This is a genomic window from Gordonia westfalica (assembly GCF_900105725.1).
Lineage (GTDB): Bacteria > Actinomycetota > Actinomycetes > Mycobacteriales > Mycobacteriaceae > Gordonia > Gordonia westfalica.
Window position 1 is genome coordinate 423256 of the sequence record NZ_FNLM01000034.1, and the last position, 13731, is coordinate 436986.

Consider the following 13731-nt stretch of genomic DNA (forward strand, 5'->3'; position numbering starts at 1 on the left):
CCCGGATCACTTGGCCGCGTATTTGTACGCGGCGCTCTGCTTCTCGCGCTTCTTCATGGCCTGGATCGCGTCGTTGTGGCGACGGGCGTGGTAGGCCAGCGGGAAGTAGATCGCGCGCTCGGGAAGCGTGCGGTAGGCGAACCGCAAGCGGCGGTGGATCTTCTCGAGGTGACGCTGCTCGTCGTTGGTCCACCTCAGGCCGAGGATCTCGCGGACACGCGGATCCATGACGCCCACGGTCGTCAGATAGTTGAAGTCCTGGAACGGGACCGACGCGGTCGCGGCGACCTTCTTGACGGCCGGGCGCAGCGCCTTGGGAACGGCCTTCGGGACCGGCGGGGCGGCACGCATCTGCTCGATGAGTTCGACGGCCACCGGGTGGCGCACCAGCTTGTTCTCGATGAAGTCGTCGAAGTACTCCTCGAACTCCTCGAGGGTCTCCGGGTAACCCTTCATGGGGACCTGGACGATCTTGGCGATGCGGCGGTTGTCGCGCAGCAGTTCCTTACGCTCGGAGAGCGTGAACTCGCGACCGAGGACGAGCGGTGCGGCCGTGTTCATCGTCGGGAACGCGGTCGCGATGACCCATGCGTAGGCCTCCGGGTTCAGCGCACTGATGTGCTTGCCCTCGGCGTTGCGCATCTGCAGCGGCTGATGCAGCTTCCGCAGTCGCTTACCCTCTTCGAGCGCTTCCTGACCGCCGTAGGTCCAGCGCAGCACCGAATCCGCGGAGCGGATCGCGCGTCCAACGGGATCTTTACGGAAGACCGAGTACTTGTCGACGACGTCGCCGATGACCGGATGCATCACCTGCATGACGAAGGCCGCGCCGTTGATCGGCAGGAACGTGTACAGACCGGTGAGCTGCGCGGTGAGCGAATCCGGCGGGATCAGCTCGATCTCGTCGTCGCGGTGATTGATCAGCCGATCGGCGTCCTCGAGTGCGGCGGTCGTCGGTTCGTCGTGTACCGCGGTCATGGTGCCCCCAACCTGGTTTCGAAAGTGTGGATTTCGACAACATTCGTAGTCAGATTACAGCAGGGGGCTTCGAAAACCCATCGTTCGGGGGTTTCGGGGTTTCGATACGGCTCGTCGCTATCGCTCCTCACCTACTCAACCGGCAGAACAAACAGCTCGTCGCTATCGCTCCTCACCTACTCAACCGGCAGAAAAGCTCAGCTCAGGCGGGGCCGATGATCACCGTGCGGGTGCCGAGGGCGCGTTCACGGACGGTGAAGATGCTGGTGCCCTTCTTGCGGCCGGTGCGGATCTCGCTGAGGTCCAGACCCGCCGCGGACAGGCGCGCGTGCGTGGCCTGGATGTCGGTGGTGCGCCAGGCGACGCCCCAGAGGGAGGTCGCGGCGGGAGTCGGCGGCTCCGTCGAGGTGACTGCGGTGACGACCTCGACGATGAGATCGCCGGCGCGGAAGAACAGCTGGCGGGCGTTGTCGCCGATCGGCTGGTCGAGCCGGAAGTCCAGGCCGAACACCCCGCCGAACAGCGCGACGGCCCGATCGCGGTTGTCGCAGGTGAAGACCAGATGATCCATCCCCGTCACGTCGCCGGCGGGGCGGGACTCCCCTGCCGACTCACGTGCGGCGACACCGAGCGGGGTCATCTCCCCGATCACGCCGACCGCCGACTCGACGACGGGGAAACCGCGCCGGGTCAGGAGACGCTGCATCGCGGGGACGTCGCCGACGGTGAAGTAGACCCGATGGTCGGCTTCCGCGTCACCGTCCGGGGTGGACGGGCGCAACCGCAACGCGGTGTTGCCGAGCACGAGAACCTCCGGATATCCATCGGCGCCGGGCGCGCCGGTGAGGTTGAGGAGGGTTTCGTGTGTCCGTGCGGTGAGCGCCGGATCGGCGCAGGCGAGTTCCACGATCGCTGTCGGTGTGGGGTTCGGCGAGATCACCGCTTCTTCTTACCCTTCCGCCTGCGCGGTGCCGGCGGGGCGGGTCGATACGGCAGCTGTGCCGAGCTGGTGATGTGCCAGGCGCCGCACATGCACTCGTAATAGCGCAGGGACAGCGCCCCCAGGGCTCGCCGCTTGATGCGGTCGATGCCGTCGAGTGCATCCGCGGGCGACGAAAAGGGCAGCTTGTCCGGCGTCGGGCACTCGGCCTTCTCGATGCGCCGCTCGGATCGTCGGGCGGGGCGCTGATGCATCAGCTCGTGGAAAGCCGTGCGTGCCTCGATCTCGCGGTAGAACGATTCGAGATCGTCGTCGGAGAAAGGCACGGTGCCGATTATCCCCTCATGAAGGACCGTCGGCAGAACCGCATCGGTTGCGCGGTCAGCGAGCCATCCACAGCCGACGACGGATGACCTCGCGCATGCGGCGCAACTCGGCCGCGCTCAGAGCCTCCGGCGGGTCGGCGTCGACGAGCCGGTTGAGCTCGGCGAAGAAGTCCCGATCAGACAGCCCGAACTCCTCGATGATCTGCTTCGACGAGCCACCACCCAGCGGATACCAGTGCTTCTCGAACTGGATCATCTGCTGCTGCCTGTCGTTCATTCCCACCTCCATTGCTCCTGTTCGACCTCGCGCCCGAGCCGTCCGCTGCAGGCATACGAATTATGTGATCGCGCGTGACACACGTCACCGACGTCGTCCTTTGTACACCTGTCGTCCGACAGTTGGGAGCAAGTGACCCAAGGTGATTCGAATGTGTCTCAGAACATTCACCGGAAGGTCATGAAACCCCGCGGATCGGGTGTCGGGACGATGTCAGGCGTTCACCGAGGACGGCGTCGCGTCACGCCGGGAATCTCGCCTGTTGGCGCGGATACTGCTGGCGAGGGAGGCACCGATGAAGGCCACTCCGACGAGGCCCGTGACGACCTCGTCGATGTGGTACTCCACGCCGAGCAGCAGGATGACCGCGAGCGCACCGATCGCCCAGTGCGCCCCGTGTTCGAGGTAGCGGTACTCCCCCAGCGTCCCCCGGCGCACGAGGTAGATCGTGATGGACCGGACGAACATCGCGCCGATGAAACCAAGCCCGAGCGCGATGATGATCGGATCCGAGGTGATCGCGAACGCACCGATCACACCGTCGAACGAGAAGGACGCATCCAACACCTCGAGGTAGAGGAACAGGAAGAATGCGGCCTTGCCGGTCGCCTTGGTCGCGGCCGTCGGGCCCGCCTCGTGCCCCGGCCCGTCGGACATGAACAGCGAACTGAGTCCGTCGACGGTGATGTAGGTGACCATGCCGAGGATGCCGGCGGTCAGGACGGTGGCCCGGATGTCGTCGGCGGCGAGGAACTCCGCGGTGAGGACCAGCGCGATCGCCGCGAGCACGACCGGGAGCTGATCGAGTTTGCCCGCCTTGGCGAGCGGACGCTCGAGCCAGGTCAGCCACGTGCGCTCCCGCTCGGTCAGCACGAAGTTCAGGAACAGCAGCAGCAGGAACATGCCGCCGAACGCGGCGATCTGCGGATGCGCCTCGGTGAGGATCGTCTCGTAGCTGGGGTGGCCGTCGGCGAAATGGGTCTGCCCGTCCGGCGGCGGATTGGTCGCCAGTCGCAGCGCCTCGGCCGGATTCAGGCCGCCGGTGATCCAGACGATCATCAACGGGAACAGCAGGCGCATACCGAAGACCGCGATGAGCACACCGACGGTGAGGAACATGCGCTGCCAGAACTCGGACATCCGCTCGAGGATGGTCGCGTTGATGACGGCGTTGTCGAAGGACAGCGACACCTCGAGCACGCCGAGGATCGCGCACAGCGCGAGCCCGGTCCAGCCGAGGTAGAGGTACGCGATGACCATCGCGACCACCGAGACGGCGGCGGACGGGCCGAAGATGCGGGCGATCACCGCAGCTTCTCTGCTTCCCTCGCCAACTCGAGCAGTGTGTCGGTCAGCTCGGTCAGGACATCGTGGTCGGCGCGTTCGGCAACGGCGGTGCCGAGGTCCTCGGCGGCGCAGCGGAGGGCGAACATCCGGTCTCCGAAGTCCGCGGCCTCGGCGGCCGACAGGATCACAGCGTCGGCGGGAATGGACGTGCCCTCGAGTAGCGTTCTCTGCTCATAGGCGCGCTGCCTACACGAACGCTTGCAGTACTTGCGACGCCGGCCGAGTTCCGAGTCGACCATCATCGAGCCACACCACGCACAGTTGTAGGGGCGTCGGCGGTGATGGGAGACCTGTTCCACATCGGAGACCGTACCCCGATCGGACGCGGAGAAACCGGCTCGGCACGTACGGTGGCCGCCTCAGGTCAACACGAGTCGTCGGCGGTGGCGGAAGGCCGGAGACATTGCGCGTAGAATGTTCCTGTTGACGACTCAGTTGGCTGCGTTCGAAGGTGAACGCCGCATGAACACAGCTGATAGATCCGGCAAACTGAGAATCTGACGAAGCTTTGAGAGGAACCCTTCATGGCAGATCGAGTACTTCGGGGTAGCCGCCTCGGCGCGGTGAGCTACGAGACCGATCGCGACCACGACCTCGCGCCACGTCGCATCGTCCAGTACCGCACCGACAACGGTGAGATCTTCGACGTCCCCTTCGCCGACGACGCCGAGGTCCCGTCGAAGTGGCCGTGCAAGAACGGTATGGAAGGCACGATCCTCGAGGGCGCCGAGCCCGAGGAGAAGAAGACGAAGCCGCCGCGCACCCACTGGGACATGCTGCTCGAGCGTCGCAGCGAGGAAGAGCTCGAGGTGCTCCTCAACGAGCGTCTCGACCTGCTGAAGCAGCGTCGCAAGGGCATCTCGCACTGATCCCGACCAGCTGACGAACAGATCGGCCCGGCAGGAATCCCCTGCCGGGCCGATCTGTCTCTGTGCTGTTCCGTGGTTGCGGTGGGGCTAGCGGTTCTTGACGATGCCCAGTCGCTCGAGGCGGCTCTGGATGCCCCACCGGGCCACCATCGTGAAGGCCTCCGACATGACGCCGCCGCTCATCTTGGAGACGCCCAGCTCACGTTCGGTGAACGTGATCGGGACCTCGCGGACGTCGAATCCGGCACGGACGGTCCGCCAGGCCAGATCGATCTGGAAGCAGTAACCGGCCGACTCGACGGTGTCGAGCTCGATCTTCTCCAGCACGGTCCGACGGTAGGCGCGGAACCCTGCGGTGATGTCGTGGACCTTGGCGCCGAGCGCGATGCGGGCGTAGGTGTTGGCCCCGCGTGAGAGGAACTCACGGTGCTTGGGCCAGTTCACCAGCTTGCCGCCGGAGACGTACCGCGACCCGATGACGAGATCGGCGCCGGCGTTGACGGCGTCGAAGAGGCGGTGCAGCTGCTCGGGTGCGTGACTGCCGTCGGCATCCATCTCGACGATGACCGGGTAGTCGCGGGCCAGACCCCATGCGAAGCCGGCGAGGTAGGCCTTGCCGAGACCGTCCTTCTCCTTGCGGTGCATCACGTGGACGCGGCCGGCCGACCCGTCCTTGCCGGCGGGTTCCTCGGCATCCTTGCGGGCGAGTTCGTCGGCGATGTCGCCGGTGCCGTCCGGACTGGAGTCGTCGACGACCAGCAGATGCGCGCCGGGAAGGGCGGCCTGGAGGCGTTCGACGATCACCGGCAGGTTGTCGCGCTCGTTGAACGTCGGTACGACGACGAGCGCTCCGGTTCCGTCGGCGCCGACCACGGGCTGCGGCGCGTCATCCGACTGCCGCTGTCCTGCCGTGGCGTCAATCCCCGATGCCATCGAGCTCCTTAGTTGTCACCGGACGCCCGAGCGGCGTCCCTGCGTGGCTTGAGTGTGAACCTAGTACGCGAGGCCAGCGCAAACAAAAGACCGCCCACCGCGACGACGATCGCGAGTGCCTCCGGCCACGCCCCGAGGCGAGTGGCGAGAGTCGTGTTGTTGCGCAGCGGAAGGGTGCCGGTCAGCACATCCGAGGTGAAGAAGCCCGACTGATCGGTGATCGAGCCGTCGGCGTCGATGATGGCGCTCACACCACTGGTCGCTGCGACGACCACCGCACGTCCGTGCTCGACGGCACGCACCTGCGACATCGCCAGCTGCTGATAGGTCATCTCGGTACGGCCGAAGGTCGCGTTGTTGGTCGGGACGTAGAGCATCTGCGCGCCGTCGCGGACCGACTGGCGGGCGGCGCGGTCGAAGGCGACCTCCCAGCAGGTGGCCACGCCCACGGTGACCTCGCCCGAGCGGCCGGGCACGTCCACGACCGTCGGGCCGGTCCCCGGTTTGAAGTTGCCCGCCATGTCCGCGTACGAGGAGAACAGCCGGAAGAAGGGCCGCCAGGGCAGGTACTCGCCGAACGGCTGCACGATGTGCTTGTCGTAGCGGTCGACCGGTCCCTTCGCCCCGTCCCAGACGAGCACCGAATTGGTCGGACGTCCGTCGGGGTTGCGCAGCAGCGTGCCGACGAGGATCGGCGCGCGGACCGCCTCGGAGGCGGCGGTGATCTCGGCGGCGGCGTCGGCGTTGTCCAGGGGTGAGATGTCCGACGCGTTCTCCGGCCACAGTACGAAGTCGGGCTGGGCGGCGAGGCCGGAGTCGATCGCCTGTCCGTAGCCGATGGTGGTGCGCACGTGGTTGTCGAGCACGGCACGACGCTGCGCGTTGAAGTCCAGACCGAGGCGCGGCACATTGCCCTGCACCGCCCCGACGTGTACCGACTTCGACGAGATGGTGCGGTCGATGGTCGCCGGGGTCAGGGCGATCGCCGCTACGGGTGCGAGAAGCGCGATCGCGACGGCGAGGGTCGCGACGCGCACTATCCCCGAGGGCTGGTCAGTGGCGAGTGGCGCGGCCGCCGACCGGGCGAACCGGCGATAGGCGGAGACGAGGATGACGAGCAACCACGCGACCGAGGCACCGAACAGCGCGACCCCGGCGGAGAGCCCGGGCGCGCCCAGCACCGAGGCCAGCGGCAGGAGCGGGCCGTCAACCTGACTGAAAGCAGTTCTCCCCCATGGGAACCCACCAAACGGGAACGCCGAACGTGCGGCCTCGACGAGCACCCAGGAGAGCATGAACCAGACCGGCGGGACCGGCAGTCGCATGGTGAGGGTCGCGACCGCGCCGAAGACGGCCAGGTACCCGGAGAGCAACACCGCCAACGCGATCCACGGCAGCGGACCGACGTAGACCCCGATCCAGGGCAGCAACGGGATGAAGAAGGCCAGTCCGAAGACGAAGCCGACCCATGCACCGGTTCGGACCCGGGGGCGTCGCACATACAGCGCGGTGAAGAGCACGCCGAGCCCGATGACCGCGAGGAACCACCAGTTGCGCGGCGGGAAGGCCGCCCACATCGCCACACCGGCGAGGATTGCGGCCAGGGTACGGAGGAACCAGTCACGAGTGAACGTGAAGCGGCGGCCACGCGCCACGGCCTCCTCGTCGAGCGATGCCGTATCCGCCGCGTTCACCCGGCGTCCCGGTCGTAGAGGACCTGTCCGCGATGCACGGTCCGGACGCACCGCGGCAACTCGGCACCCGGCGAGACATCCGGCAGGGCGGGCACACGGGAGCGCGGGTCGGTGGACCAGCGCTGCACCTTCTCGTGCGAGCCCGCGACGACGAGATCGTCGACCTCCCACACCGCATAACTCGCCGGTGCGCCGGGCGTGAGGGTCCCGGTGAGACCGTCGTTCACGCCCCCCGCGCGCCATCCGCCACGGGTGGCCGCCGCGAAGGCCCCACGTGCCGAGATCGCATTGGTCGGCTGGTGATGGTGGACCGCGGCACGGATCGTCGACCACGGGTCGATCGGCGTGACCGGAGCATCCGAGGAGAACGAGAGCGCCACACCGGTTTTCGCGAGCATCGCGAAATCGTTGAGGGTTGCCGCACGGGTCTTGCCGAGCCGGGCGTCGTAGAGGTCGCCTTCGCCGCCCCACTCGGCGTCGAAGTGCGGCTGCATACTGGCGATGACGCCGCAGCGCGCGAGGATCTCCGCGTCGCGGGCGGTGATCATCTCGGCGTGCTCGAGCCGGTGGGCGCACCGCGCGATCTTCGGGGTGCCCAGCTCGTCGGCGAGTTCGGCGAGCGCGGCGACGACGGCCCCGGTGGCGGCGTCGCCGATGACGTGGAAACCTGCCTGGATCCCGGCGAGCGTGCAGCCCCGCAGATGCCGGTGGATCGTCTCGGCGTCGAGGTAGCTGATCCCGCTGGTGCTCGGGTCGTCGGTGTAGGGCTCGTTGAGCCAGGCGGTGTGCGAGCCGATCGCGCCATCGATGAAGAGGTCGCCGCCGAGGGCGTCGGCGCGGGTGATGTGCATCAGCTCGGCCGCATGGTCGGCGTCGGTGACGATCTGTCCCCAGTAGCGGCGGATCTCGACCGGATGGTCGAGGTCGGCGAGGGCCAGGAAGTCGTCCAGGCCGCTGATGTCGGGCCCGCCGTTCTCGTGCACGGCGACGACGCCGTGTGCCGCTGCCACGCCGAGTGCCCGCCGCTGCGCACGCTCACGGTGTGCGGCGGTCACCAGCAGGCGCGCCGCGCCGCGGACCAGATGGTGTGCCTCGGCGACCAGCGGCTCCTCCGGGTGGTATCCGGTGGCGTCCGCGAGTTCCGGCACGAGGCGACGCAACGCGGTGGATGCGACCGCGGAGTGTTCGTCGACGCGCGCCAGGTACACCGGGCGCCCGCCGACCACGGCGTCGAGTTCGCTGGTCGTCGGGAACCGGCCGTCCTCGGCTTCGGGACCCTGCCAGGTCGAGTCGTCCCAACCGAGACCCCAGAGCAGATCTCCGACATCGTGACCGGCCGCGGCATCGTCGGCGACGGTCTTCTCGACGAGCCGCAGGCAATGCGTGCGGCTGGTCGCCTCGTTGAGCGTCAGACCGTCGAGCGAGAGACCGGTCGAGGTGAGGTGCACATGCGAGTCGACGAAGCCCGGGCTGACGAACAGTCCGTCGAGGTCGACGATCTCCGCATCCGGGTGGAGGGCGCGACCGACGTCGTCGGTGCCGACCCACACCACCACCCCATCGGTGATGGCCATCGCGGTCGCGTCGGGGGCGGCCGCCGAGTACACGGCACCGCCGAGAAGCAGTTGGGTTGCCACGATCGTTCAGTCTGCCTTGCCGTGGGTGAATGTGGCCGGGAGGGGTAGGGCGGGCGGTACCCAGGTCAGCGCGTGGGCGGCAGCTGCGGAGTCGTCAGCGGCGCCGAACCTGCGCCGTAGCCGGTATCGGGGGTGTCGGACTCCACAACCGTGCCGTCGACGACGGTCGCGCCACCCCCACGGATTCCGCCACCCCCACGGATTCCGCCGCCGTAGATGCCGGTCGCGTACAGCCCCGCGCGGTCCATCGCGGTGGCCATCCGCTTGGCGCCGACTGCCACCACAACCGGCCGCAGCGCCTTCCGGGTCGGCGGGAACAGGAGCAGGATGCCGGCGAGGGTCGAGACGACGCCCGGGATGACCAGCAGGATCGTCGACGTGGCGACCAGCGCGGTGTCGACGAGCGGGGCGCGGGCATCGACCTCGTTGTTGGCGGCTCGCCGGAGCTCGCCGAAGACCTTGCGGCCCTGCCAGCGCAGCGTCAGGAACCCGAGGACGCCGGCCACGATGCTGATCAGCACGGCCCAACCGAACCCGAGAGTCATCGCCATAGCCACGAAGGCGGCGATCTCCAGCAGCGCGTACACAGCGAAGTAGCGGAGAGCCATGGTCGTCTCACCTGTCTTTCGGTGCCTTGTGGGCACCCTCGATGTCAGGGTATGGACGGGTAACGAACGAGGGGGCGATTTTTCTCCCGGGGGGTGACCTCGATACGCGGCGTCCTCGCTTTGCTCGGTCGTCGCTACTCGGCCAGCAGTGGTCGCGATCCCGTCGTCGCTACTCGGCCAGCAGTGGTCGCGATCCCGTCGCCGCCTCGGCCAGCAGAGGTCAGTCCTCGCCGCGGGCCTCGATGTCGCCCTCGGTCTGCAGGTAGACGCTGCGCAGCGCGTCGAGGAGTTCGGCGGGTGGTTCGCGCCACATGTCGCGTTCGACGGCCTCGAGGAGTCGTTCGGCGATACCGTGCAACGCCCACGGGTTGGACTGCTGCATGAACTCCTGGTTGGTCTCGTCGAGAACGTAGGACTCGGTGAGCTTCTCGTACATCCAGTCGGCGACGACGTCGGTGGTGGCGTCGTAGCCGAAGAGGTAGTCGACGGTCGCGGCCATCTCGAAGGCGCCCTTGTATCCGTGGCGCTGCATCGCCGAGATCCAGCGCGGGTTGACGACGCGGGCCCGGAAGACGCGGGCGGTCTCCTCCGACAGGGTGCGGGTGCGTACGGAGTCGGGCCGGGTGCTGTCGCCGATGTAGGCCTCCGGCGACGTCCCGGTCAGCGCGCGCACGGTCGCGACCATGCCGCCGTGGTACTGGAAGTAGTCGTCGGAGTCGGCGATGTCGTGTTCGCGGGTGTCGGTGTTCTTGGCGGCCACCGCGATCCGCTTGTACGCGGCGCGCATGTCGTCGACGGCGGGCACACCGTCGAGCCCGCGCCCGTAGGCGTAACCGCCCCACTCGGTGTACACACGCGCCAGGTCCTCGTCGCTGCGCCAGTCGCGGGAATCGATGAGCTGCAGGATTCCCGCGCCGTAGGTGCCCGGCTTGGAACCGAAGACGCGGGTGACGGCGCGGCGGCGGTCGCCGTGATCGGCCATCGATGCGCGGACGTGGGCGGCGACGAAGTTCTGCTCGTCGGGTTCGTCGGCCGCCGCAGCGAGGGCGACCGCGTCGTCGAGCATCGCCACCACATGCGGGAACGCGTCCCGGAAGAACCCGGAGATGCGGACGGTGACGTCGATGCGGGGGCGGCCCAGTTCGGCGAGATCGATGAGTTCGAGATCGACGACGCGGCGCGACATCTCGTCCCACACCGGCATGACGCCGAGCAACGCGAGGACCTCGGCGACGTCGTCACCGGATGTGCGCATCGCGCTGGTCCCCCACACCGACAGGCCCACCGACGCGGGGTGATGACCGTGGTCGGCGACGTAGCGCTCGAGCAGCGAATCGGCCATCGCGCGGCCGGTCTCCCATGCCAGTCGTGAGGGCACGGCCTTCGGGTCCACCGAGTAGAAGTTGCGGCCGGTCGGCAGCACGTTGATCAGGCCGCGCAACGGGGACCCGCTGGGACCGGCGGGGATGAAGCCGCCGTCGAGGGCGTGCAACACCCTGGGCACCTCGCCGGTGGTCTGCCGCAGCCGAGGCACCACCTCGGTGGCCGCGAAGCGCAGGACGTCGCCGACCGCCTCGGGCAGTCCCGCGGTGGCCTCGGCGACCGCGGTCGGAGACCAGTCGTCCTTGGCGCAGGCGGCGACCAGCTCTCGGGCCTGCGCCTCGACGGCGTCGACGGTCCCGCGTTCGGCGGTCCCGTCCTCGATCAGACCCAGTGCCTCGCGGAGTCCGGGAAGTGCGGAGGTACCGCCCCACAGCTGGCGGGCCCGCAGCATCGCCAGCACGAGGTCGACCTCGGCGTCGTCGCGCGGCGGTTCGCCGAGAACGTGGAGACCGTCGCGGATCTGGACGTCCTTGATCTCACACAGCCAGCCGTCGACGTGCAGCAGCATGTCGTCGAAGACCTCTTCGTCGGGGCGTTCGGTGAGCCCGAGGTCGTGGTCCATCTTGGCCGCGGTGAGCAGTGTCCAGATCTGCTGGCGGATCGCCGGGAGTTTCGCGGGGTCGAGGGCGGTGATGTTCGCGTGTTCGTCGAGCAGCTGCTCGAGGCGGGCGATGTCGCCGTAGGACTCCGCCCGCGCCATCGGCGGGATCAGATGGTCGACGAGCACCGCGTGGGCTCGACGCTTGGCCTGCGTCCCCTCCCCCGGGTCGTTGACGAGGAACGGGTAGATGAGCGGCAGATCGCCGAGGGCGGCGTCGGTTCCGCAGTTGGCGGACATGCCGAGGTTCTTGCCCGGTAGCCATTCGAGGTTGCCGTGTTTGCCGACGTGGACGATCGCGTCGGCGCCGAAACCGGCCTCCCCGCGGGCCTGCTGTGCCGCGATCCACCGGTAGGACGCCAGATAGTGGTGCGACGGCGGCAGATCCGGGTCGTGGTAGATGGCGACGGGGTTCTCGCCGAACCCGCGCGGCGGCTGCACCATGATCGCGATGTTGCCGAAAGTCAGTGCGGCGACGACGATGTCGCCGTCGGGGTTGGTCGACCGGTCGACGAACAGCTCGCCGGGCGCCTCACCCCAGTGTTCGACGACGCCGCTGCGCAGTTCCTCCGGCAGCGTCTCGAACCAGGCGCGGTACTCGGCGGCGGGTAGCCGGATCGGGTTGGCGGCGAGGGTCTCCTCGGTCAGCCAGTCCGGGTCCTGTCCACCGGTGGCGATGATCTCGTGGATCAGTGCATCCGAATCGTCCTCTGCCAGGCCGGGTATCGCATCCGGCCCCGATTCCGGGCCGAGGTCGTAGCCGGCCGCACGTAGCGCGGCGAGGAGGCGCAGAAGGCTGCGCGGGGTGTCGAGGCCGACGGCGTTGCCGATGCGGGCGTGCTTGGTCGGGTACGCCGACAACATGATGGCGATGCGCTTGTCGGCGGCCGGGATGCGGCGCAACCGTGCGTGCGACACCGCGATTCCCGCCACGCGGGCGCAGCGCTCCGGATCCGGCTGGTACCAGGGCAGGCCGTCGTCGTCGAACTCCTTGAAGGAGAACGGGACCGTGATGATGCGGCCGTCGAACTCCGGTACCGCCACCTGCGTCGCGACGTCCAGCGGCGAGAGACCGTCGTCGCTCGCCTCCCAGTCCGCGCGGGAGCCGGTGAGGCACAGGCCCTGCAGGATCGGGATGTCGAGTGCGGCGAGCCGTTCGATGTTCCAGGCCTCGTCGTCGCCGCCGGCCGACGCGGTCGCGGGGGTCGCTCCCCCGGCGGCCAGCACGGTGACGACGAGGGCGTCGGCGGTGCCGAGCAAGTCGATCAGGTCGTCGGGGGCTGTGCGCAGCGATGCACAGAAGATCGGGAGCGCCCGGGCGCCGCGGTCCTCGATCGCGCGGCAGAGCGCGTCGATGTAGCGGGTGTTGCCGGCGAGGTGCTGGGCTCGGTAATAGAGCACCGCGATGGTCGGCCCTTCGAGGCTCGTCGCTTGCGCTCCTCGCACCTCAGGGATCGAGGAGGCCGTCGCTTGCGCTCCTCGCACCTCAGGGATCGAGGAGGCCGTCGCTTGCGCTCCTCGCACCTCAGGGATCGAGGAGGCCGCCGGCTGCGCTCCTCGCACCGAGGAACGCTCCAGGATCCCCCAGGCAGGCGTCTGCTGCGGCGGTTCGAAACCGTGCCCGGTGAACAGCACGGTGTCCGACAGGAAGTGGTGCAGGTTGACGATGTTCGCGACACCGCCCGCGGCCAGGTAGTCGTGGGCCTGCGCGGCGACTCCGGCCGGCACCGTCGAATGCGCCATCAGATCCGGGTCCGGCTGCTGTTCGCCGGAACAGACGACCAGCGGTTTCCCGGTCGCCTCGACCGCCGCGAGTCCCTCTTCCCAGGCCCGCGTGCCGCCCAGGATGCGGACCACGATCAGGTCGGCATCGGCGGCCAGCGCCGGGATCTCGTCGACGAGGATCCTCGAGGGATTGGCGCCGCGGAACACGACGGTGCCATTCGAATCAGGGGTGTTCGCGTCGCTCGCGGCCGCTGCGGTCAGCAGATCGGTGTCCGAGGTCGAGAGCAGCAGGATCATCGTGTCTCCTCGCCGGGTTGTCGCGCCCGGAGTGTCGGGTGTGTGCGAGGGACTGGTCTGGCTGAGGCACCCGGTAGGACCCGGGAACCCATCACAGTGGCGCGACCGCGCCGGATTCT

12 protein-coding genes are annotated in these 13731 nt (G+C 68.4%); 1 reads left to right on the forward strand and 11 read right to left on the reverse strand.

Annotated elements, in window-relative coordinates; translation table 11 throughout:
- Nucleotides 1-6 precede the first annotated feature (6 nt).
- The 6 genes from BLU62_RS07265 to BLU62_RS07290 all read right to left on the reverse strand — a co-directional run bounded on the left by BLU62_RS07265 (nt 7) and on the right by BLU62_RS07290 (nt 4110).
- Entirely contained in the window at nt 7-978 is a 972-nt protein-coding gene (locus tag BLU62_RS07265) for an oxygenase MpaB family protein (RefSeq protein ID WP_074848906.1), read from the reverse strand.
- Between the two features lie 202 nt (nt 979-1180).
- Nucleotides 1181-1918: a VOC family protein gene (locus BLU62_RS07270; RefSeq protein ID WP_074848907.1), complete on the reverse strand. Its 738-nt coding sequence runs from the start codon at nt 1916-1918 to the stop codon at nt 1181-1183.
- Nucleotides 1915-2244: a hypothetical protein gene (locus tag BLU62_RS07275; protein WP_074848908.1), complete on the reverse strand. Its 330-nt coding sequence runs from the start codon at nt 2242-2244 to the stop codon at nt 1915-1917. The genes BLU62_RS07270 and BLU62_RS07275 overlap by 4 nt, the downstream gene beginning before the upstream one ends.
- Nucleotides 2245-2299: 55 nt before the next feature.
- Entirely contained in the window at nt 2300-2521 is a 222-nt protein-coding gene (locus BLU62_RS07280; protein ID WP_074852749.1) for a DUF3263 domain-containing protein, read from the reverse strand.
- Nucleotides 2522-2734: 213 nt separating this feature from the next.
- On the reverse strand, nt 2735-3829 hold the full coding sequence (locus tag BLU62_RS07285) for a DUF475 domain-containing protein (RefSeq protein ID WP_074848909.1): 1095 nt from the start codon (nt 3827-3829) through the stop codon (nt 2735-2737).
- On the reverse strand, nt 3826-4110 hold the full coding sequence (locus BLU62_RS07290) for a hypothetical protein (protein WP_074848910.1): 285 nt from the start codon (nt 4108-4110) through the stop codon (nt 3826-3828). The genes BLU62_RS07285 and BLU62_RS07290 overlap by 4 nt, the downstream gene beginning before the upstream one ends.
- Before the next feature lie 282 nt (nt 4111-4392).
- Between BLU62_RS07290 and BLU62_RS07295 the strand changes: the two genes are divergently transcribed.
- Nucleotides 4393-4737, forward strand: a complete 345-nt coding sequence (locus tag BLU62_RS07295; protein ID WP_006360373.1) for an RNA polymerase-binding protein RbpA — start codon at nt 4393-4395, stop codon at nt 4735-4737.
- An 87-nt stretch (nt 4738-4824) separates the two neighbouring features.
- On the opposite strand, the gene BLU62_RS07300 is transcribed toward BLU62_RS07295, so the two are convergent.
- The 5 genes from BLU62_RS07300 to BLU62_RS07320 all read right to left on the reverse strand — a co-directional run bounded on the left by BLU62_RS07300 (nt 4825) and on the right by BLU62_RS07320 (nt 13612).
- Complete coding sequence (locus tag BLU62_RS07300; RefSeq protein WP_074848911.1) at nt 4825-5670, reverse strand: polyprenol monophosphomannose synthase; 846 nt, start codon at nt 5668-5670, stop codon at nt 4825-4827.
- A gap of 8 nt (nt 5671-5678) precedes the next feature.
- Complete coding sequence (lnt, locus tag BLU62_RS07305; protein WP_074848912.1) at nt 5679-7364, reverse strand: apolipoprotein N-acyltransferase; 1686 nt, start codon at nt 7362-7364, stop codon at nt 5679-5681.
- The gene (locus tag BLU62_RS07310) at nt 7361-9001 is read right to left on the reverse strand and encodes an amidohydrolase (protein ID WP_074848913.1); all 1641 of its coding nucleotides are present in this window, start codon (nt 8999-9001) and stop codon (nt 7361-7363) included. Before BLU62_RS07310 ends, lnt begins: the two co-directional genes overlap by 4 nt.
- 65 nt (nt 9002-9066) lie before the next feature.
- Nucleotides 9067-9609, reverse strand: coding sequence for an FxsA family protein (locus BLU62_RS07315; RefSeq protein ID WP_074848914.1), 543 nt, complete (start codon nt 9607-9609; stop codon nt 9067-9069).
- Between the two features lie 220 nt (nt 9610-9829).
- Entirely contained in the window at nt 9830-13612 is a 3783-nt protein-coding gene (locus BLU62_RS07320; RefSeq protein ID WP_074848915.1) for a cobaltochelatase subunit CobN, read from the reverse strand.
- Between the last annotated feature and the right edge of the window lie 119 nt (nt 13613-13731).

Excerpts from the sequence above, each read along its gene's own strand:
- BLU62_RS07265 (WP_074848906.1), bottom strand. The coding sequence starts at position 978 with ATGACCGCGGTACACGACGAACCGACGACCGCCGCACTCGAGGACGCC.
- BLU62_RS07280 (WP_074852749.1), bottom strand. The coding sequence starts at position 2,521 with ATGAACGACAGGCAGCAGCAGATGATCCAGTTCGAGAAGCACTGGTAT.
- BLU62_RS07290 (WP_074848910.1), bottom strand. The coding sequence starts at position 4,110 with ATGATGGTCGACTCGGAACTCGGCCGGCGTCGCAAGTACTGCAAGCGT.
- BLU62_RS07295 (WP_006360373.1), top strand. The coding sequence starts at position 4,393 with ATGGCAGATCGAGTACTTCGGGGTAGCCGCCTCGGCGCGGTGAGCTAC.
- BLU62_RS07300 (WP_074848911.1), bottom strand. The coding sequence starts at position 5,670 with ATGGCATCGGGGATTGACGCCACGGCAGGACAGCGGCAGTCGGATGAC.
- BLU62_RS07315 (WP_074848914.1), bottom strand. The coding sequence starts at position 9,609 with ATGGCTCTCCGCTACTTCGCTGTGTACGCGCTGCTGGAGATCGCCGCC.
- BLU62_RS07320 (WP_074848915.1), bottom strand. The coding sequence starts at position 13,612 with ATGATCCTGCTGCTCTCGACCTCGGACACCGATCTGCTGACCGCAGCG.